Origin of the sequence: Tumebacillus algifaecis (genome assembly GCF_002243515.1) — a bacterium.
GTDB lineage: Bacteria > Bacillota > Bacilli > Tumebacillales > Tumebacillaceae > Tumebacillus_A > Tumebacillus_A algifaecis.
This window is the reverse complement of the sequence record NZ_CP022657.1, coordinates 3,822,835-3,842,786: the sequence shown is the minus strand read 5'-3', so window position 1 is coordinate 3,842,786 and position 19,952 is coordinate 3,822,835. Positions and strand designations below refer to the sequence as shown.

The following is a 19,952-nucleotide window of genomic DNA, read 5'->3' as shown; positions in this document are numbered from 1 at the left end:
CTACGGCTCGATCACTCAGACCTCGAGCGACGAGATCACCGTTGCCTGCAACTACACAGTAAATACACTCCGGCAGGCGGTAGTACTGGAGATCACAACCGATCTGGGCAGGCAGACCAAGTGGCGGCGGACATCATCATCAGCGCTTTAGGCACGATGTGGGAAGGAGCGCACATGGTGGAAATGCGGGACAGCTTCCATCATGACGCCGAAGTTCTACGGACAGAAAATTAGAATGAACAGCCTCGCCTACATGGCGGGGCTATTATATTTCCACCTCATCTTTTTGGATCTTTAGCGGCTATATAGTGAGACCAAGAAGGAGGTGCTACATGCCTTACGTTCCGAAGACAGACTGGAATTACAATGATGTATTGTCGGAGAAGGATATAAATCGGATTGAAGGAGGAATTGCAGAGGGGAGGCAGCTTATTGAGGATCATGCCGCAGAGAAGAACAATCCGCATGGCGTGACACCGCAACAGATCGGAGCGGAGACTCCTACAGGAGCGCAGGCCAAGGTGGATGCTCATGTAAACACGGCGACTGCCGCGCACCCGGCCAGTGCGATAAAAGTTGACTTTGCAGGCGGCACTTTTTCAAGAGATGACTTAGAGAGTGTCCTTATGGAACTCACAGGAAACCAAATTGAGCTTTTTACATCTGTCGATAATGGGAAAGCGCAGGTCGCAGCCGCCGTTGTCGCCAAGGGGGGCACGGTAGCAGGAACTGCCCCTCACTCGTTTCAGGAATTGGCTAACGGAATTGCTGGAATTATCACAGGAAAACGATTTGCAAGTGGCACAGCGGCCGGAGTGAAAACAGGTGCATGGCACAAGATCACAGTCACAGGATTGGGCTTCCAACCTTCACTCATTATCGCTAATTCACTCGCTTCGAACGCAGAAGCTTATATAGTCAGAACAACGGACTATATAAACGGACCATATCGGAACTCCTTTTGGGAAGTGTCGGCCGCCACGACATACATGAATTCAACTCTCACGCAAGGAACAGGCCCAGGCCAGTTCCTTGTACTTGCCGATGGTTTCGAAATGCTTGTGGCATACGAAACTGTCAATGGATCTGCCCGAAGTCACAAATGGCTCGCAATAGAATGATGGAGGTGACTTTTATGCAGATCGGACGAAAAATCTACTATGACAAAGCGACAGGCAATGTACTGGTGGACACTGGTGAACGGTCAGGAGATGTGGTTGAGACCACAATCGAACAGGATTTTTCCTCATATGTTGCACTGGCCGAACGAGTACCAGCAACAGTCGGCGTGTTGGAGTTACCGTTCGGTGAGTTTGCGGAGAACTTTGCCCGCTATCCATATCGTGTTCAACCACTCTCACGGACCATCGTGTTTGATGTTGACGCAACAGGGCTCAATCTCGACCAACTTAAAGCGGCAAAGATCGCTCAGCTCAACGACTTTTGCAACCAAGCGATCATCGGTGGTTTTGTCTCCACGGCACTTGGAGAGGAGCACCAATACGGCTTCGATCGCGAAGACCAAGCAAACCTCACCGGACGACTGGCAGGCATTGCCGCCGGAACCGCGCCAACCGAATTTCTCTGGAAGACTAAGGATGCCGGACCGCTTACCCACACAGTCGATCAGTTCAAGCAGGTGTGCTTAGACGGCGATGCCCACAAAGAAGCGCAGATCGCGAAGTTCTGGACGCTCAAAGCTACTGTGGAAGTGGCACAGACGATCGAGGAGCTGCCGTCGATCGAATGGAACTGACGCCTGGCGACATTATCCTCGTCCGCGGCATGGACGAGCATCGATCGGCGCAGGTGGACTAGTTGGGTGGTATCCTGGCTGATCGCAAAGTTAACGGGAAACGCCTACACGCATGCTGCATTGTACTTCGGATATGGCCGGATCGTCGAATGTGACGTTCTCATATCGGTCTCCGTCCAGAGGTTAACCAAATATCAGCACTACGACGTTGTCCGAGTCGCAAGTGCAACACCACGAGAGCGCGATGAAGCGGTCTCTTTTTTTCGCCTAGCCCCGCTAAATAGCGGGGCTTTTTGCGTACTAACAGATTCGGATAGACATAGCATTGAACAGCAGCAGGGAGTGGAGGGGCAATGCTAAGAGGCGGAACAGCTGCGCAAGGAAGAGGATAGGGCGCGGCTTAGAGAGGAACGCAAGGCGCACTGCGGGAGGCGGTCAAGCAGAGCGCATAGCCGGTCCGCTATAGGTGCAGACGCTCATCTATGGTTTGACTTCAATACATGAAAATACCCGTTTCCCTCTACTCATGATCGAATTGCTTGCATAGCTGCATCCGCTCTCGGGGTTGACGAACGCCACCGAGAACTTGAAAAGGTTGGGAAAGCGAACCTTGGCTAGTTCATTGTATCGACTTGCTGTTCGGCTTACCAAATGAAGAGGAAACTCCTCCTGTGAGAAAGAACCCTACATAATAAGGGGGATATGCAATGTTTCTGTTTGATGAAGTGAATCAGGATAGGAAATTTTATATGGATCACGAAGAAATGTCCGATCTAGATGCACTTGCTCAAGCAATTAGATTGGTGCAAATTCACGCCTAACTCAAGCAGTGATGTAAAGTTCAAAGCCATGACCTCTACTTTTGAGCAATCTGTCATGATGTTTTTTCTTACGAGTGAGTTCAATACGAAGTACAGGGGGCTTCTGACGTAAATGACTAATGACTTGAAAGGGTGATCGATATTCCTTACGATCTGTTTGCTGGCTTGTTGATGTTATTGATCTTCATCATTTTGTTGGTTTTCTTGATTGTCGGCATGCGACAAAGACGCTTTTCAAAGAGGAAGCTGATCACGACTGCGATTCTTACTGTCATCTTGATCGGTATCCCAGTTGTTGGACATTCAGAATGGAATCGCAATGCGCAACTAAAAAATGAGCTCGATACGTTCCAAGCGGATGACTATTTACCAAATACGATCGCACCAGAATTATTGCAGGCACTTCAGGATGCGTCACGTCCGCTGCAAGTGAAAATCGTTTCCTCAACCGAGGATTTGGAGAACGAACCGAATCAGATTTACTTCACGGTGATCAACTTGGAAGGAGATTTATTCAAAGTTCGTCTGGCATCATATACCTATCCACTGCCCTGGTCCCCTTTCGAAACATGGGTGATTGAATCCATCCAAAAACAATAACGATTCACTCAGATGGAAGAGAAGTCAGTTTCCTTCCAAGTAGAGAGGAAAAAAGGGGGAACAATCATGTATTCCCTTTTCCCAATCGACGTTTAGAATCCAATGTGTAAAGCTACCGATTTCGAAAACGGAACTCTTGATGAAGGGGAGGGGCTTTGTCTAGACGCTTTTTTGTCGTATGCTTGCCTAGTGCATTTTTTAAGGTGATGACATGCTACGAAAACATCGGTCATAGCGGCGAGAAAAATATTGAGTGGAGAGGAGAAAAGGAAAAAGATGAGCGAGAAAACGAACGCGATGCGCAAGCTCGATAGCCTGAAGATTGCGTATCAGGAGCATTATTATACACACACAGATGCGGTCAGCGGTGTCGATGTCGCTACCGTGTTGGGTCAAAATCCGGCGCATGTGTTTAAAACGCTGGTCACAACCGGGAAGACGGGAACCCATTACGTATTTCTTGTTCCTGTTGCAGAGGAGCTTGACTTAAAAAAGGCGGCTGCACAGGTCGGTGAAAAGTCGATTGAGATGCTGAAATCTAAGGATCTATTGGGTTTGACAGGGTATATTCATGGTGGATGTTCTCCGATTGGGATGAAAAAATTTTTCCGCACTGTCATCCATGCCAGCGCATCGAATCTGGCGACCCTGATCTTTAGTGGTGGGAAAATCGGCTATCAGATTGAGGTCAGCCTTGATGAAATAAAGAAGGTCATCAAATATGAACTGGCCGATGTCATCAAAACATAACAGGTGCAAAAGTTGGAACGGTTTGAGCAACTGGCCTTCTTGTTGCAAGGGGATGCGTTCAAAGCAAGTTAGAAAGGGATGCAGTGGGAGTCGAAGGGCTCCCTTATGTTTACAATCATGGAAAAGGGGGGCGAGTGGCCATGCCAATTTTTGTTGTGAGAATTTCGTTCCAATGATTTGCTTTTCCGGATTGCCTATGGTAAGATAAGAACAAATACAAACGGATTACCTAATTCACGTGTTGCAAAGGGTTATCAGTTGTACGTATGATACTTTTTTCAATGTGTGAATTTTATTTTTTCACGAGAATAAAAGAAACATGTTAATCTAATTTTCTGGAGGTTTTTCCAAATGCAAACAGGTACAGTTAAATGGTTCAACGCTGACAAAGGTTTCGGCTTCATCGAAGTTGAAGGCGGCAGCGACGTATTCGTTCACTTCTCCGCTATCACTGGCGACGGCTTCAAAACTCTCGACGAAGGCCAAAAAGTTGAATTCAACATTGTTGATGGCGCTCGTGGCCCGCAAGCTGAGAACGTTGTAAAGCTGTAAGCTAACAACTTCAAACTGCCCTTAACTTGGTTAGGGGCAGTTTTTTATTTCGTCTTCGCAAAATCAACTGAGGGGGTTCGACCATGTATAATCGAGCAAAGTCGCAAGAAGAAATTCCGATGGAAGATACTCGTATTTGGTCCTGCACACAAGATGATTGCAAGGGCTGGATGCGAGACAACTTCGCCTTCGAGCATGTGCCGACTTGTCGGCTTTGTAATTCCCCAATGGAGAGCAGCACCAAGTTGCTACCAGTTCTTGACAATCCGAATGGCGATTTGAAATCGATTAAAAAAGGTGTGCAGATCGAGGAATAATTTCTCCATCGATACATCGCTCAGATGAAGGAGCACCCGTCTGTCTGACCGACAAACGGGTGCTCTTTTGTTAAGGAAGTAGCACGTATTGTGAAAGCGGGTCGAATTTTCGACCTGCTTTTTCTTTTTTCGATACTTGTGGAGGAGGTATCGGTGGCGAATGCGAATTAAATAGTAAAATCAGAAGGATTCAACAAGAGGGGTGTGGATTTCAGTGAAGGTTGGAGTTATTGGTGCTGGTGTGATGGGTTCTGGCGTTGCGCAAAGCGCAGCACAGGCTGGGCATGAAGTGGTCGTAGTTGATTTGCAAGCGGAAGTGTTGGAAAAATCAAAAGCGTCGATCTACCAAAACGTGCGCTTTGCTGGCTTTTATCAGAAGGACAAGCAATTGGAGCCGGTGGATGTTGTCATGCCACGCCTGACGTTTACCACCGATTATTCGCTGTTGGCCGATGCGGACATCATCGTCGAGAACGTCCCGGAAGTGTGGGAGATCAAGCGCGATTGCTACGTGAAAATGAACGAGATCTGCAACGAAGAAACGGTGTTTCTCGTCAACACGTCCTGCATTTCGATCACGAAGATCGGCAGCCTGATGAAGCGTCCCGATAAGGTGATCGGCGTGCACTTTATGAACCCGGTGCCGATGAAGCCGACGGTGGAGTCGATCAAAGGCTGGCATACGTCAGAAGAAACGATTCAGTTCACCAACGATTTCCTAGGCTCGATGGAAAAGAAAGCGATCATGGTAAACGACTTGCCCGGTTTTGTTTCCAACCGTCTGTCCCATTTGTTGATGAACGAAGCGGCTTATGTGGTGCAAGACCAAGTGGCCGATCCGAAGTCGGTCGATGACATCTTCAAAGAGTGCTTCGGCCACAAGATGGGCCCGCTGGAGACGGCCGACCTGATCGGCCTCGATACGGTCGTACAGTCGCTCGACATCCTGTATGAAAGCTACCAAGATCCGAAATTCCGCGTTTGCCCGTTGCTCCGCAAAATGGTGGAAGCTGGATTGCATGGCCGCAAATCGGGTCAAGGGTTTTATTCGTACTAAAATCTACCAGTCCTTTGCACAATATGGTACACTAGCCCCATCTAACGTAGAGCGAGGTGGGGCTTTTGAATACCCGAAATTGGTTGGGCATTATCTTTATCGTACTGGGGTTGCTGTTTTTAAGTGGGCAGTTCGGATTTTTGGGAGAGTTGATCGCACCCGATGTGATCTTTGGCATGTTCTGGCCGTCGCTGATTTTGATACCGCTCGGATTGGGCTTTCATATCGGCTTTTTTTACAGCCGTGGTCGCTTGCCAGGACTGCTGGTGCCAGGTGGGATTTTACTCGGTGTCGGCACAGTCTGCCAGATCTCGATACTGTTCGATGCGTGGAGCTACATGTGGCCGGGCTTTTTGGCATCGGTCGCGCTGGGGTTGTTTGAACTGTATATTTTTGGCGGACGCCACGCAGGATTGCTGATCCCAGTCGGGATTCTCGGCGGTTTGTCGGTGATCTTCTTCACCGTCTTTGGGATCGGACATCTCGTCTGGGTCGGACGGTACGGGTTTGCTGCGCTGTTCTTGCTGCTCGGTGTTGCGCTATTGCTCCGAAAAGGAGATTCGAGTAAGAAGGAGCGCATGAAAGATCTGATGTAAATCTGAAAAGCCATCGCGGGCCAAGGCCGTCGCGGTGGCTTTTCTGGTTACAGGCTTTCGATGCACGCGGGCACCTCATTGCGCACGTTACCGACCAGCTTATCCACGGGGTAGGCGTACATCTCGTCCTCAGGAAAGGGGATGAGCAAGGAGTGCAGCAGTTCGGCGTCGTGTTTGTCACGGTCGAGCCACAGCGCTTCGTCCTCGCGGCGGAGGATGACCGGCATGCGGTCGTGAATCGGGGCGACCAACGAGTTGGGTTTGGTGGTGAGGATTGTACAGGTGTGCAATCGGTTGCCATCTGGGGCGGTCCACGATTCGTAGAGGCCCGCGAAGGCGAAGAGATCATGGTTTTTCAGCAAAATTCGCATCGGTTGCTTGCCGCCTTGGGTCGTTTGCCATTCGTAAAAACTGTCGGCGGGAATCAGGCAGCGTTTGCGGAGAAAGGCGCTTTTGAAGGCTGGTTTTTCCCGCACCGTCTCCGATTTGGCGTTGATCATCTTGTACCCGATCTTTTCGTCTTTCGCCCACGGCGGCACCAGCCCCCACTTGAGCTGACCGATCCGGTTCTGTCCTGCGCTTTGGATCACAGCGGTAATGTTTTGTCCGGGCGCGATGTTGTAGCGGGGTCGGTAGTCATAGGTAGGCTCGGGCACATCGAAGCGCAGAGCGAGTTGATCGGGTGTGATGGTCAGGGTGAATCGTCCGCACATAGGAACACCTCCTCTGATCATGATACCACGAGCGGAGTCAAGGAGGAGAAATCAGGAGAGAAGTGAAAGTACAACGGGACAGAAAAGGAGGGCGACACGGGATGCAGTTGGAGACGAAACAGAACGGTCGATTTGAAAAATTGGCCGCCTATGTGGAGCAGATCAACCACCTGAATGGTGGGAGCGGGTCGGCACTTCTGGTCATCCAGCGGGATGAGATCGTGATGGAGCGATACGCTGGCTTTCATTCACATGCGGCAGGGGCGCGGAAGGTGACAGCCAGCTCGCAGTTCAATGTCGCCTCGGCCAGAAAAAGCTACATTGGATTGGCGGCGGCGTGGGCCATATATGCAGGAAAGCTTGGCGGTCTGGACGATCTCGTGCTCGACTATCTGCCAGAGTATGACGACGATTTGCTACAGGGGACGACGATCCGGCATCTTGTGACGCATACGCATGGCTTGCATGCTGATGCCGATGGCAAGCTGTATCGCGAGTTTGCTCCAGGAAGTTCGTGGGCCTATCGCGGGGTGAATGTGGTGATGATGACGGAGATCATCCGCCGTGCGACGGGGAAGACGGTGGCAGAAATTTTGCAGGACACGGTGTTCGGGCCGCTCGGATTCACAGAGACCGGATGGCGCACAGAAGCTACGGAGCAGTTGGTGTCGGTGATTTTGGATCGGCCGGAGGAGACGGAGTTGGTGCTGGGCACAGATGGCAGCGGGGACGGAATGCAGCGCAATCTGTTTGTCTCGGCGCGCGAGTTCGCCATGTGGGGGTACTTGCATCTGACGCGCGGGCGAGTGAACGGCAGACAGGTCGTGCCTGCGGAACTTGTACGGCTGGCGACAGAGGTGCAAAGTCCTGAGCTGTCCGATCCCGATCTGCCTTCGATCGGCTGTTTTTGGTATGTGCAGGATCGGCAGGCTTTGCGAAGTGAGATTGGCTCTACGGTTCCCAAAGGCTCGTATCAAATTCTTGGCGTGACAGGTCCGGCCCTGTTGGTGGTGCCGGAAGAGGAGCTTGTCGTCGTCAGGATGTGCAACAAACGTTATAACTACAGCGGACCGGATGGGGACTATCTGCACTACCTCCGTGAGTTTGGCGACTGTGTGATGCGGTGTGTACGCTGAGTCGAGCAGTTTTACCTATACTGTAATCGAAGTATTTTACACAGACGGAGAAAAACAGTTGCGGTTTATGCTCTCGTCCAGTCTGTATGCTATGCCTGCGACCACCGTGCATAGCAAGATTTTGGGTCTGAAGTGGCTTGAAGCGGACGGGTAATCTGTGCTTAAATGGCGCAGAAGCAATCAGGAGCCGTACAAGTAGCTCAAGACGAAAAGCAAAGCCGGTTTGCTCGAACGGATCGAAGCGGCGGTGCGATATGAACAGGAGTGAGCACATGGAACGAGAGAAGCGACAAGGCATGACGCTGGTCTACACCGGTGATGGCAAAGGCAAGACGACCGCGGCGATGGGGCTGTGCGTGCGAGCGGTCGGGCGTGGGTACAAGGTACTGATTTTGCAGTTTATCAAGTCGCCGGAGCGTACCTATGGTGAGCAGATCGCCTTGGAAAAATTGGGCGTGGAAATCCGCCAGCTCGGGATCGGGTTTACCTGGACGAAGACGCCGGAGGAGCATCGGGCGGCACTGAAAAGCGCTTGGACGGTGGCGAAGGAGAGCGTGCTGTCGGGGGAGTACGATCTGGTGATTTTGGATGAGTTGAACAATGCGCTGTCGATCGAGCGCTTTCCTGTGGCCGATGTGTTGCCGTTGGCAGAGGTGCTCGAAGCGATCCGAACTCGCCCGCATTACGTGCACCTGTTGATCACCGGGCGCAACGCTTTGCCAGAAGTGATCGAACTTGCCGACTTGGTGACGGAGATGAACCCGGTCAAGCATTACTATGACGAAGGCATCCCCGCTGTTTTTGGCATCGAGTATTGATTTTTCGCGCGGCTTGCCGTAGTCTATGAGCTAGAAAAATGGATGTCAATCGACAGGTGCCCGTCACGACGGGAGAATAGGGAAGCAAACGCGCGGGCCCGCCGCTGTATTCGGGGACCCTCTCTGACCACTGGACCGATTCGGTCTGGGAAGGACAGGGAAGATGGGGATGATCCGAGAGCCAGAAGACCTGCCTGTCGAGATGGATCGTTTTGTTTGGATTTGGAAAGTCCAAGCCTTTTTAGGCTTGGACTTTTTCTATTTTCTTGAAGGGATGATGTGCGATGATCAATGCGGCAAAAGAACGTTGGGACATTTTGACGAAACCGCCGGGAAGCCTCGGGAAACTGGAGGAGATCGGAATTCGTTTGGCAGGGTTGCAAGGCACGGTGTTCCCGAAGGTGGAGCAGCGCGCCGTGGTGGTGATGTGCGGCGATCATGGTGTGACCGAGGAAGGGGTGAGCGCGTTCCCATCCGCTGTAACGGGGCTGATGATGCAAAACTTCGCCAACGGCAAAGCGGCGGTGAACGTGTTGGCCCGGCAGATGAACTGTGCGGTGCATGTGGTCGATGTCGGCAGTCGGGTGGAAGGAGACGTGCCGGGCGTGCTCTCGCGAAAGGTGCGCATGGGCACAGCCAATCTGGCAAAAGGGCCAGCGATGACGAAAGAGGAGGCCCAGCAGGCGATCGCAGTCGGCGTGGAGACGGTCGAACGGTTGCATACGCAAGGCGTGCAGGTGGTCGCACTTGGCGAGATGGGCATTGGAAACACGACGCCGAGCGCGGCGCTGGCCGCCGTTTTGCTCGGGCGAGCTGAGTGGATCGCAGAAGCAGTGGGCGAGGAACAAGCGGGTTCCAAAATGAGTCCTGACGAGTGCGCACCGTCTGCCAGTGCGGAGAACGAGGCGGCGCTGTTGCAGTTGGTCGGTCGCGGAACTGGCATCGCGGATGAGCAAGTGTTGCACAAGGCGCGCATCATCGCGCAGGCGATCGCGGTCAATCGGCCGGATGCGAACGATCCGCTCGATGTGCTCGCCAAACTGGGCGGGCTGGAAATCGCCGGGCTGGTCGGTGTCGTCCTCGGCGCGTGGGAGCGCAAGATGGCGGTGATCGTGGACGGCGTGATCGCGGCGGCGGCGGCGCTGGTCGCCGTACGGATGGAAGAACGGGTGAAACAGGCACTGTTCGCGTCGCATCTTTCCCAGGAGCCTGCCCACCTTGCCCTGTTGCAGGAAATCGGGTTGGAACCACTGTTGATGTTGGAGATGCGCCTCGGGGAAGGAACGGGGGCGGTGCTGGCGATTCCGCTGTTGGAAGCCGCTTGTCGATTGGTGTCGGAGATGGCCACGTTTGCCGATTTAGGTCTCGACAAGCCCTAATTTTTCACCTATACTTTGAATCGTTCGATCACAAATAAATAGGATAACGTTCAGGTGCTCGCAAGAGCTTAAAAGGGAAGCCGGTGTAAGTCCGGCACGGTCCCGCCACTGTAATTTGGGTAGCATCCTCTAACAAGCCACTGTTTCACGATGGGAAGGCAGAGGATGTGATGATCCATGAGTCAGGAGACCTACCTGTATTGTTTTCCATACCTTCTTACGGGGATATAAGAGGGGTGGGCGATCGTTTGTCATGAATGCTTTTTTGTGAATGCATTTGCATGTGGACGTTTAGACGCCTTCCTTCGGGGAGGCGTTTTTTATTTGAAATTTTCAGATGGGAGATGAACGAGATGCGCGGGAAGCTGTTGATCATCGGTTTTGGACCGGGGAGTTTTCAACACATCACGGAGCGTGCGCGCGAGGCGCTTCAGGAGTCGGACGTGATCATCGGGTATAACACTTATGTCGATCTGATCCGCGGGCTGTTGACCGATCAAGAGATCGTGCGTACGGGCATGACCGAAGAGGTGAGCCGAGCGATCGAAGCGGTGCGCCAAGCGGAGATGGGCAAAAAGGTGGCGGTGATCTCCTCGGGCGATGCTGGCGTATACGGCATGGCCGGCCTCGTCTATGAGGTGCTGGTGCAAAAAGGCTGGCGGGAAGCGGACGGCGTGGAAGTGGAAGTGATCCCGGGCATCTCGGCGATCAACTCCTGCGCTTCGTTGCTTGGGGCACCTGTGATGCACGATGCCTGCACGATCTCGCTCAGTGACCACTTGACACCGTGGGAGCTGATCGCACGCCGGGTGGAAGCGGCAGGTATGGGTGACTTTATTGTCGCGCTGTACAATCCGCGCTCCGGAAAGCGCACGCGGCAGATCGTGGAGACACAAAAGATTTTGCTGAAATACCGTGCGGCCGATACTCCGGTCGGACTGGTGAAAAGCGCGTATCGCGATCGCCAGTCGGTGATTCTGACCACACTCGGCGAGATGCTCGAACATGACATCGGAATGCTGACGACGGTGATCATCGGCAACAGCACTACGTTTGTGTATGACGGAAAAATGATCACGCCGCGCGGGTATCAGCGCAAGTACACGTTGGACCGAGCGGAGCAACCGATCCGAGCGAATGAGCGCCTGAAAGCGGAGCACGAACCGTGGGCACTCCACGGCGGCGTCACGGAGCGACCGACTGGAGGAGATAGCGGATCGGTCACGTTGCCAGATGATGCTAACACGGCGGCTGAGACGCTGGCCGAAACGCAAAGGAGCGAGCCCGAGCAGGACGGGGCGAGTGTTGTAAGCGGGGTGTGCGAAGGTGAGGATGTGCTTCGCACAGCGCCTGCGAAAAGCGCGCAACCGCTCGACTTGGCTCTGCAGGCCGTTCAGATGCTGGCCGAACGCGGGGTTGTGAGCAGCAAAGCGGTACAACAGCCGACCCTCAACCCGTTTGACGCGATGCCAGCCATTTTGGAAATCGCCGTCTCACCTGGGGTGGGCAACAAGAAGTTGAACGCGCGTCAATTGGCCACGCTGATCGAAGCGGCGGGTGAGGACGGCGAGATCGAGTACACGCCGCACCATTATGTGTTGCTGCGCGTGACGACCAAAGAGCCGGAGCAGATCGCCGCCCAGTTGCAAGCTGTCGGGCTCCTCGTGCAGCCGATCGGTGACGTGGTGCAGATCAAAGCATGCGACTTCTGCAATGGGGAGAAGTCGCAGTCGATCCCGGAAGCGGATGAAATCGCCAAACGATTCCAAGGGCTTGCCGTTCCTAAGGAACTGAAGATCGGTTTTGCAGGCTGTGCGATGGCCTGCTACGGCTCGGTGCATGAAGACCTCGCTGTCATCTATCGCCGTGGCAAATTTGACCTGTTCCTCGGTGGGAAGACGATCGGCAGAAACGCCCATCCCGCGCAGCCGGTCGCCGAAGGGATCTCGGCTGACGAGCTCGTCGATACGGTGGGCCGCGTTTTGGCCGAGTACAAAGAAAAAGGTCACCCTGACGAGCGTTTTCATAAATTTTTCAAACGAATTGGTTCGGTCGCAGGTTATCACCACAACGAACACGTTCCCGCCATCACCGTCGATACGGTCTGCGGAGACTAGGAGGACTACACATGTCGAAAAAACACGCGATTTTGCTGGTTGGACACGGAAGCCGCGACCCGGAAGGCAATCAGGAACTGCTGGTGTTCGCTGAGCGGGTACAGGAGCAGTTGGCGCAAGAGTTTCCGATTGTGGAGACCTGTTTTCTCGAATTTGCCGCGCCGAGCATCCCCAAGGGCATCGACACCTGCGTAGCGCGCGGTGCAGAAGCGGTGACGCTGGTTCCGGTGATTCTGTTCGGTGCCGGGCACTCGAAACTGCACATCCCGCATGAGATCGATGAAGCGCGAGAACGCCATCCGCACGTCGCTTTCTCCTATGGCAAACCGATCGGGGTGCATACGAAGGCGCTGGACATCTTGAGCTCGCGTTTGGCCGAAGCTGGTTTTTCCCCATCGGGCACGGAACGAACGGATGATGCGGTGCTGATCGTTGGGCGCGGAAGTTCAGATCCGGATGCGAACAGCGATCTGTGCAAAATTTCGCGACTGCTGTTTGAGCAAGTTCCGGTCGGCTTCGTGGAGACCTGTTACATCGGTGTGACCGAACCCGATTTTGCAGGCGGGGTGGAGCGCTGTGTGAAGCTGGGTGCGAAGCGGATTTTCATTTTGCCCTATTTCCTGTTCACAGGCGTGTTGATCAAGCGGATGGAGTCGATGACGGAGGCGTTTCAACAGACCTACCCGGATGTGCAGATGGTGATGGCCGATTATTTCGGCTTCCATGACAACCTCGTCAACATCATTCATGAACGGGCGGTCGAAGCGGCGCAGGGTGAGACGAAGATGAACTGCGATCTGTGCAAATACCGTCTGGCCGCGATGGAGGATCATCACCACCACCATCATCATGACCACGATCATGACCATGACCACCATCACGATCATGACCACGACCATGATCACGATCATAACCACGACCATGACCACCATCACGAGCATGATCACGCGGAGGTACGCAAATGATTCTTCATCTCGCAGGTACCAGCGATGCGCGCGAATTGGCCGTCAAGCTGCGCCAAGAGGGGTATGAGCTGACCGCATCGGTCGTCACCGATTCGGCGGCGAACTCCTTGACCGAAGCGGGCGTCCCGGTCCGCATCGGGCGCATGACCGCAGACGAAATGGCCGCGTACATCACGGAACACGGCGTTCGCCTTGTCGTCGATGCCGCCCATCCCTTTGCGGAAGAGGCGCACAAAAACGCGATGGCGGCGAGTCGCGCGTGCAACGTGCCTTATCTCCGCTTTGAGCGTGAGTCGATCAACTTCGATCACAATCCGCTGTTGCACTTCGTCGAGGACTACGCTGCCGCTGCCGAAAAAGCTGCCGAGCTGAAAGGCAACATCATGCTCACCACCGGCTCCAAAACGTTGCAAATCTTTACGCAACGACTGCTCGGTCTGGAGGGGATCAACCTCACCGCCCGCATGCTCCCCCGTCTCGACAACATGGAAAAATGCGCCGAGCTCGGCCTCCCACAAAAAGACATCATCGCTATGCAAGGCCCGTTTTCGAAAGACCTGAACACAGCGCTCTACCGCCAGTACAAGACGAACGTCGTGATCACCAAAGAAAGCGGTCAGCAAGGTTCTGTCGATGAAAAAGTGGATGCGGCGCTCGAACTGGGCCTCCACGTCATCGTCATCGGTCGTCCTAAGCTCCAATACGGTCTTGCCTTCCATGACTTCGAAGCGATCATCGAACAGGTCAACGCAATGAGAGAGGAGATTTCCCATGGACTTTAAAACTGATTTTGTCCCGCTTACCGTACAGCCGCAAGAGATCGAAAGCAAAAGCTTCGACATCATCACCGAGGAACTTGGCGCACACCCGTTTACAGACCGACAGTATCCTGTCGTTCAGCGCGTGATTCACGCGTCGGCCGACTTCGACCTCGGTCGCAGCCTCGTCTTCCATCCGCAAGCGGTCGAAGCGGGCATCGAGGCGATTCGTCGCGGCAAGACGATCTACGCAGACGTACAGATGGTGCAAGTCGGCATCTCCAAACCGCGACTCGACAAGTTCGGTGGTGACGTGAAGGTGTACATTTCGGACGCCGACGTCGCGGCTGAAGCGAAAGCGGCCAACCTGACGCGCGCGATCATGGCCACAAGAAAAGCGGTGCGCGAACAACCGGATGGCATCTTCGTGATCGGCAATGCGCCGACCGCCCTGCTGGAACTGATCCGCCTGATCAAAATCGGTGAGGCCAAACCGTCGCTGATCATCGGCATGCCGGTCGGCTTCGTGTCCGCAGCAGAGTCGAAAGAAGAGTTGGCCAAACTGATCGACGGCGACGTGCCGTTCATCACCAACATCGGGCGCAAAGGCGGCTCGCCCGTCTCCGTCGCGGCGGTCAACGCGCTGTCCTTGATGGCTGTAGAAGGAGCAGAGGGGCAGTGACCGACGAAGCCAAGCCCTTGCGCTACGGGTACACCACCGGCTCATGCGCTGCGGCCGCTACCAAAGCTGCTTTGACCGCCTTGATCACAGGAGAGCCTGTCCAGGCGGTCGAACTGCTTTTGCCGATCGGAGAGACGGCCACTTTTCAAATTGAAGATCTGCAGGTCGGTGACAACAAAGCCAGTTGCGGGGTGATCAAAGACGCAGGCGACGACCCAGATGCCACGCATGGCGCGCTGATCTGCTCCGAAGTGAGTTGGCTCGATCCCGACCGCGAAGGCGAGCTTGAACTGGATGGTGGCATCGGCATCGGCCGCGTCACCAAGCCAGGTCTTCCCGTTCCGATCGGTGAAGCGGCGATCAATCCGGTGCCGCGCCGGATGCTCCGCCAAGTGGTCGCTGACTTGCAAAATGAGTACGGCATCAACCGCGGCGTTCGCGTCGTCATCTCCGTTCCCGCCGGGGAAGAGATCGCGAAAAAGACGCTGAACGGGCGGCTTGGCATCATCGGCGGCATCTCGATCCTCGGCACGAAAGGCATCGTCGTCCCCTTCTCCAGTGCGGCCTACCAAGCGTCGGTGGTGCAGGCGATCCGCGTGGCCCGAGCCAGCGGATGTGACCATCTCGTGTTGACCACAGGTGGTTCCAGTGAGAAGTATGCGATGCGGATCTACCCGGAGTTGCCCGAGGAGGCGTTTATCCAAATGGGCGATTTTGTCGGCTTCTCCTTGCGCCACTGCAAGCGTCAGGGAGCGACCCAAGTTTCGCTCGTCGGCATGATGGGCAAATTTTCCAAAGTCGCGCAAGGCGTGATGATGGTGCATTCCAAGTCGGCTGCGGTCGATTTCAATTTTCTCGCTGACATCGCCGCCGAGTGCGGCGCCACCGAGGAGATGCTCGAGGAAATCCGCACCGCCAACACGGCTGCGCAAGTGGGTGACATCATGCATGCTAGCGGTCACCGCCGTTTTTTTGAAATATTGAGCTGGCACGCCTCGCGCCACGCCTTAAACGAAATGGGCGGGGGTCTCTGGGTCGAGACGGTGCTGACGACGATGAAAGGCGATATGTTAGGGAGGGCAGACATCGATGAACGGTAAAATCCATGTGATCGGCATCGGCGATGACGGCGTTCTCGCGCCGGAACAACATACGCTGGTCAAAAGTTCGGACATCCTGATCGGCGGCGAGCGCCACCTTGCTTTTTTCCCAGATGCTACCGGAGAAAAGTGGGTGATCAAAGGCGGTCTGACCGAACTGGTCAAAAAGATCGAAGCCGCGCAAGGCACGGTGACCATCCTCGCCTCGGGCGATCCGCTCTTCTACGGCATCGGCGGCTATTTGGCGAAAAAATTGGATGGAGTGGTCATCCACCCGCACTTCACCTCGGTGCAGCTTGCGTTTACCCGCCTTGGTGTGAGTTGGCAAGACGCCTACATCACCTCACTGCACGGCAAATCGATCAAAGGTCTCGCGCAAAAAATTGATGGACAGCACAAAGTCGCCCTGCTCACCGATGACACGAACACACCGTCTGTGATCGCCGACTATCTGCTGTCCTTTGGCATGACCGAGTACCAAGCGTTCGTCGCTGAGAATCTCGGCGGGGCGACGGAGCGCTGCGGCCTGTACGAGCTAGAGGAGTTGCAAGGTCAAAGCTTTTCCTCGCTCAATGTCGTCCTGCTGTTGCAAAAGCCCGGACACACCGCACCGCGCTGGGGACTGGGGATCGACGATGACCAATTTTCCCAACGCAAGCCGGATAAGGGCTTGATCACGAAAAAGGAAGTTCGGGTGCTCAGCCTGTCCGAGCTCAATCTACATCGCGATAGCACGGTCTGGGACATCGGCACCTGCACCGCTTCGGTCTCCATCGAAGCGGCACGGATCGCCCGCGACGGAGCAGTCTACGCCATTGAAAAAAATGAACCTGACCTCGGCAACGCCCGTGCGAACGCCGCGAAGTTTCGCGCCGACATCACGTTCGTCCACGGAAAAGCACCAGAAGGGCTGACCGACTGGCCCGACCCGGACGCGGTCTTCATCGGAGGTAGCGGCGGCGAGATGGCCGAACTGTTGCAAATCTGCGCCGACCGCCTGCGCCCGAACGGACGGATCGTGCTGAACGCCGCCACGATCGAAACGCTGTACGAAGCGACGCAAACGTTCAGCAAAGTCGGTTTGAGCACGCGCGTCACTTTACTGCAAACGTCGCGCAGCAAGCCGATCCTGCACATGACCCGCTTCGAAGGGCTCAACCCGATCTACATCATCACCGCCTACAAGGAGGAAAGCCAGACATGACCACAGCCAATACCGCGCAATCGCAATCGCTGGGCCGCCTCTACGGACTGGGCGTCGGCCCGGGCGATCCGGAACTGATCACCGTCAAAGCGTTTCGTCTGCTCAAAGAGGCGGACGTCATCGCCTATCCGAAGAAGCGCATGGGCAGCAAGAGCTATGCGCATGCCATCGCTGAGCTGTACATCCAGCCCGGTGAAAAAGAGATGCTCGGCCTTGTCTTTCCGATGACGAAAGACAAAGCCACGCTCAACTCGCACTGGGCACAGACGACCGAAGAGATCTGGTCGCATCTGTCGGCAGGCAAAGACGTCGCTTTTGTCACCGAAGGCGATCCGAACCTGTACTCGACTTGGATTCACATGGCGCGCATGATGCAAGCGGCACATCCCGAAGTGGAAATCCACTCCGTGCCGGGCATCTCCTCCGCACTGGGCGCAGCAGCCCGACTCGGAATTTTCCTCGCGGACGGAGACGAACAGTTTGCGATCATCCCGGCAACGGACGACCGCGACGAGATGAAAAAGGCGATCGAAAATCACGACTGCATCGTCTTCCTGAAAGTGGCGAAAGTCCTCGACCAGATGATTGACTTGCTACAGGAACTCGGCCTGACCGACAAAGCGTCTGTCGTCACCAAAGTCACGTCCGGCGACGAGCAAGTCTGGAAAAATATCACCGAGCTGAAAGGCTCCGAACTGAACTATCTCACGCTGATGGTGGTGCGCAAATGACCGAACTTACCTTACAACCGAAAGTTTACATTGTCGGCGCTGGCCCTGGTGACCCTGATCTGATCACCGTCAAAGGTCTGCGCATCCTGCAAGCGGCAGACGTCGTGCTCTACACCGACTCGCTGGTCTCTGAAGACTTGATCGCCCGCGCCAAACCGAGCGCAGAAGTGTTAAAGAGCGCGGGCATGGATCTCGACGAGATGGTCGAGCTGATGATCGCCCGCGTCCAAGCAGGCCAAAGCGTCGCTCGCGTTCACACCGGTGACCCGGCTGTGTACGGAGCGATTTTGGAGCAGATGAGCCTGCTGAAAAAAGCGGATGTGGCGTTTGAGATCATCCCCGGCGTTTCCTCAGTTTTTGCTGCCGCAGCTGCACTGCAAGCAGAATTGACCGTGCCGGAACTGACACAGACGCTGATCCTCACCCGCGCATCGGGACGAACTCCCGTGCCGGAGCGCGAAGAGTTGCAAAGCCTCGCTTCCCACCACTGTACGCTCGCGCTGTACTTGAGTTCCACGCTGACCAAAAAGGTGATGCGCGAATTGATGGATGCAGGCTGGAGCCCGGACACCCCGGTCGCCGTTGTGCAACGCGCCTCCTGGCCCGATCAGTTGATCGTCCGCACGACGCTCGCCCAGTTGGACGATGCGATGCGCGAAAACGGAATCCGCTCGCATGCGATGATCCTCGCGGGCTGGGCGCTCGACCCGACTTTGATCGATCAGGACGGACATCGTTCCAAGCTGTACGACAAATCGTTCACGCACCGCTTCCGCAAAGGGGTACCCACCCATGAGTAATCCGTACGCCCTCGTCGCGATCACCAAGCACGGGGTCGAAAAGGCGCGCGAACTGTACGACCTGCTGCCCGGTGCTGATCTCTATTACATGAGCAAATTTGCGCGCGGCGATGAGGATAGCAAAGGCATCGAGCTGTTCGAAGGCTCGGTGCGTCTGATCCTGCCCGACCTGTTTGCTCGCTACTCCGGCATCGTTTTGTTTATCTCGCTCGGGGCGGTCGTGCGGATGATCGCTCCGATTTTGCAAGATAAAAAAACGGACCCTGGCGTCGTCGTCATCGATGACCGTGGTCAACATGCGATCTCCGTGCTGTCCGGCCATCTCGGCGGTGCCAATGAATTGACGCGCCACATCGCGGAACTGATCGGGGCTGTGCCTGTGATCACCACCGCATCGGATGTGCAAAAAACGATTCCTGTCGATCTGTTTGGACGGCAATTCGGCTGGGAGATCGAAAGCTTCGATCGCGCGACGCCCGTCTCGGCTGCGGTGGTCAACGAGGAGCCGGTCGTCGTCGTGCAGGAAGCGGGCGAGCGCAACTGGTGGCAGTATGACAAACCGCTGCCCGACCACATCCGCCGTGTGACCACAGCAGAAGCGTTGGCCAGCGCGGGCGAGTGGAACGCGGCGCTTGTGATCACGCACCGCCTGCTGTCCGAAGCGGAAGAAAAGACGCTGTTGGCAAACGGGGTGCTCTACCGCCCGAAAAGTATCGTGCTCGGCATCGGTTGCAACCGCGGTACGGAGCAGGAGGAGATTGAAGCGGTAGTGCGGCATACGCTAGAAGAGTTGGGCCTGTCAATCAAGTCGGTGCGCAATGTGGCGACGATCGATTTGAAAAAAGACGAAGTGGGCCTGCTTGCGCTCTGCACCAAATACGGCTGGCCGCTTGTGACCTACACGCCCGACGAACTCAACGAAATTTCGATCAAAAACCCGTCCGAAACGGTGTACAAATTCACAGGCGCTTACGGGGTCAGTGAACCGGCGGCACTGCGTTCGGCGGGCGCTACCGACTGGTTGCTTGAAAAGAAAAAATCTGGCAATGTGACGCTGTCCATCGCCATCGTACCGGGAGGCTGAGCACATGAGCGATTTC

General features: G+C 54.9%; 21 protein-coding genes and 2 riboswitches. Of the genes, 20 read left to right on the top strand and 1 reads right to left on the bottom strand.

Going from position 1 to position 19,952, the window contains the following annotated elements:
- Positions 1 to 332: 332 nt before the first annotated feature.
- The 8 genes from CIG75_RS17015 to CIG75_RS16975 all read left to right on the top strand — a co-directional run bounded on the left by CIG75_RS17015 (position 333) and on the right by CIG75_RS16975 (position 6,449).
- Positions 333 to 1,121: a hypothetical protein gene (locus CIG75_RS17015; protein ID WP_094237724.1), complete on the top strand. Its 789-nt coding sequence runs from the start codon at positions 333 to 335 to the stop codon at positions 1,119 to 1,121.
- Between the two features lie 14 nt (positions 1,122 to 1,135).
- Complete coding sequence (locus CIG75_RS17010; RefSeq protein WP_094237723.1) at positions 1,136 to 1,756, top strand: DUF4376 domain-containing protein; 621 nt, start codon at positions 1,136 to 1,138, stop codon at positions 1,754 to 1,756.
- Between the two features lie 953 nt (positions 1,757 to 2,709).
- Positions 2,710 to 3,177, top strand: a complete 468-nt coding sequence (locus CIG75_RS17000; protein WP_094237721.1) for a hypothetical protein — start codon at positions 2,710 to 2,712, stop codon at positions 3,175 to 3,177.
- 276 nt (positions 3,178 to 3,453) lie between these two features.
- Entirely contained in the window at positions 3,454 to 3,927 is a 474-nt protein-coding gene (gene ybaK / locus CIG75_RS16995) for a Cys-tRNA(Pro) deacylase (RefSeq protein ID WP_094237720.1), read from the top strand.
- Positions 3,928 to 4,278: 351 nt separating this feature from the next.
- A complete protein-coding gene (locus CIG75_RS16990; RefSeq protein ID WP_094237719.1) occupies positions 4,279 to 4,479 on the top strand; it encodes a cold-shock protein in 201 nt (66 codons plus the stop codon).
- An 83-nt stretch (positions 4,480 to 4,562) separates the two neighbouring features.
- Positions 4,563 to 4,796, top strand: coding sequence for a cold-shock protein (locus tag CIG75_RS16985; protein WP_094237718.1), 234 nt, complete (start codon positions 4,563 to 4,565; stop codon positions 4,794 to 4,796).
- A gap of 208 nt (positions 4,797 to 5,004) precedes the next feature.
- Positions 5,005 to 5,853 carry a 3-hydroxyacyl-CoA dehydrogenase family protein gene (locus tag CIG75_RS16980; RefSeq protein ID WP_094238480.1) on the top strand — a complete coding sequence of 283 codons (849 nt, stop codon included), beginning with the start codon at positions 5,005 to 5,007 and terminating at the stop codon, positions 5,851 to 5,853.
- A gap of 65 nt (positions 5,854 to 5,918) precedes the next feature.
- Positions 5,919 to 6,449, top strand: a complete 531-nt coding sequence (locus tag CIG75_RS16975) for a hypothetical protein (protein WP_227874269.1) — start codon at positions 5,919 to 5,921, stop codon at positions 6,447 to 6,449.
- A gap of 47 nt (positions 6,450 to 6,496) precedes the next feature.
- On the opposite strand, the gene CIG75_RS16970 is transcribed toward CIG75_RS16975, so the two are convergent.
- Positions 6,497 to 7,162 (bottom strand): SOS response-associated peptidase, encoded by a 666-nt coding sequence (locus CIG75_RS16970; RefSeq protein WP_094237716.1) that lies wholly within the window; start codon positions 7,160 to 7,162, stop codon positions 6,497 to 6,499.
- A 101-nt stretch (positions 7,163 to 7,263) separates the two neighbouring features.
- On the opposite strand from CIG75_RS16970, the gene CIG75_RS16965 reads away from it, so the two are divergent.
- The 12 genes from CIG75_RS16965 to CIG75_RS16910 all read left to right on the top strand — a co-directional run bounded on the left by CIG75_RS16965 (position 7,264) and on the right by CIG75_RS16910 (position 19,936).
- A complete protein-coding gene (locus tag CIG75_RS16965) occupies positions 7,264 to 8,298 on the top strand; it encodes a serine hydrolase domain-containing protein (RefSeq protein WP_094237715.1) in 1,035 nt (344 codons plus the stop codon).
- 254 nt (positions 8,299 to 8,552) lie between these two features.
- Positions 8,553 to 9,116 carry a cob(I)yrinic acid a,c-diamide adenosyltransferase gene (gene cobO / locus CIG75_RS16960; protein WP_094237714.1) on the top strand — a complete coding sequence of 188 codons (564 nt, stop codon included), beginning with the start codon at positions 8,553 to 8,555 and terminating at the stop codon, positions 9,114 to 9,116.
- A gap of 37 nt (positions 9,117 to 9,153) precedes the next feature.
- A riboswitch (cobalamin riboswitch) is annotated at positions 9,154 to 9,328 on the top strand.
- A gap of 72 nt (positions 9,329 to 9,400) precedes the next feature.
- Positions 9,401 to 10,495 (top strand): nicotinate-nucleotide--dimethylbenzimidazole phosphoribosyltransferase, encoded by a 1,095-nt coding sequence (locus CIG75_RS16955; protein WP_094237713.1) that lies wholly within the window; start codon positions 9,401 to 9,403, stop codon positions 10,493 to 10,495.
- Between the two features lie 35 nt (positions 10,496 to 10,530).
- Positions 10,531 to 10,708, top strand: a riboswitch (cobalamin riboswitch).
- Between the two features lie 140 nt (positions 10,709 to 10,848).
- Positions 10,849 to 12,612 carry a precorrin-3B C(17)-methyltransferase gene (gene cobJ / locus CIG75_RS16950; RefSeq protein ID WP_094238479.1) on the top strand — a complete coding sequence of 588 codons (1,764 nt, stop codon included), beginning with the start codon at positions 10,849 to 10,851 and terminating at the stop codon, positions 12,610 to 12,612.
- 11 nt (positions 12,613 to 12,623) lie between these two features.
- A complete protein-coding gene (locus CIG75_RS16945; RefSeq protein WP_094237712.1) occupies positions 12,624 to 13,577 on the top strand; it encodes a sirohydrochlorin chelatase in 954 nt (317 codons plus the stop codon).
- The gene (gene cobK / locus CIG75_RS16940) at positions 13,574 to 14,359 is read left to right on the top strand and encodes a precorrin-6A reductase (protein WP_094237711.1); all 786 of its coding nucleotides are present in this window, start codon (positions 13,574 to 13,576) and stop codon (positions 14,357 to 14,359) included. The genes CIG75_RS16945 and cobK overlap by 4 nt, the downstream gene beginning before the upstream one ends.
- The gene (locus tag CIG75_RS16935; RefSeq protein ID WP_094237710.1) at positions 14,349 to 15,017 is read left to right on the top strand and encodes a precorrin-8X methylmutase; all 669 of its coding nucleotides are present in this window, start codon (positions 14,349 to 14,351) and stop codon (positions 15,015 to 15,017) included. Before cobK ends, CIG75_RS16935 begins: the two co-directional genes overlap by 11 nt.
- Positions 15,014 to 16,117: a cobalt-precorrin-5B (C(1))-methyltransferase gene (locus tag CIG75_RS16930; RefSeq protein ID WP_094237709.1), complete on the top strand. Its 1,104-nt coding sequence runs from the start codon at positions 15,014 to 15,016 to the stop codon at positions 16,115 to 16,117. The genes CIG75_RS16935 and CIG75_RS16930 overlap by 4 nt, the downstream gene beginning before the upstream one ends.
- Positions 16,107 to 17,321, top strand: coding sequence for a precorrin-6y C5,15-methyltransferase (decarboxylating) subunit CbiE (cbiE, locus tag CIG75_RS16925; protein ID WP_094237708.1), 1,215 nt, complete (start codon positions 16,107 to 16,109; stop codon positions 17,319 to 17,321). The genes CIG75_RS16930 and cbiE overlap by 11 nt, the downstream gene beginning before the upstream one ends.
- A complete protein-coding gene (cobI, locus tag CIG75_RS16920; RefSeq protein ID WP_094237707.1) occupies positions 17,318 to 18,052 on the top strand; it encodes a precorrin-2 C(20)-methyltransferase in 735 nt (244 codons plus the stop codon). The genes cbiE and cobI overlap by 4 nt, the downstream gene beginning before the upstream one ends.
- Entirely contained in the window at positions 18,049 to 18,852 is an 804-nt protein-coding gene (gene cobM, locus CIG75_RS16915) for a precorrin-4 C(11)-methyltransferase (RefSeq protein ID WP_094237706.1), read from the top strand. Before cobI ends, cobM begins: the two co-directional genes overlap by 4 nt.
- Positions 18,845 to 19,936, top strand: coding sequence for a cobalt-precorrin 5A hydrolase (locus tag CIG75_RS16910; protein WP_094237705.1), 1,092 nt, complete (start codon positions 18,845 to 18,847; stop codon positions 19,934 to 19,936). The genes cobM and CIG75_RS16910 overlap by 8 nt, the downstream gene beginning before the upstream one ends.
- The last annotated feature ends 16 nt before the right edge of the window (positions 19,937 to 19,952 follow it).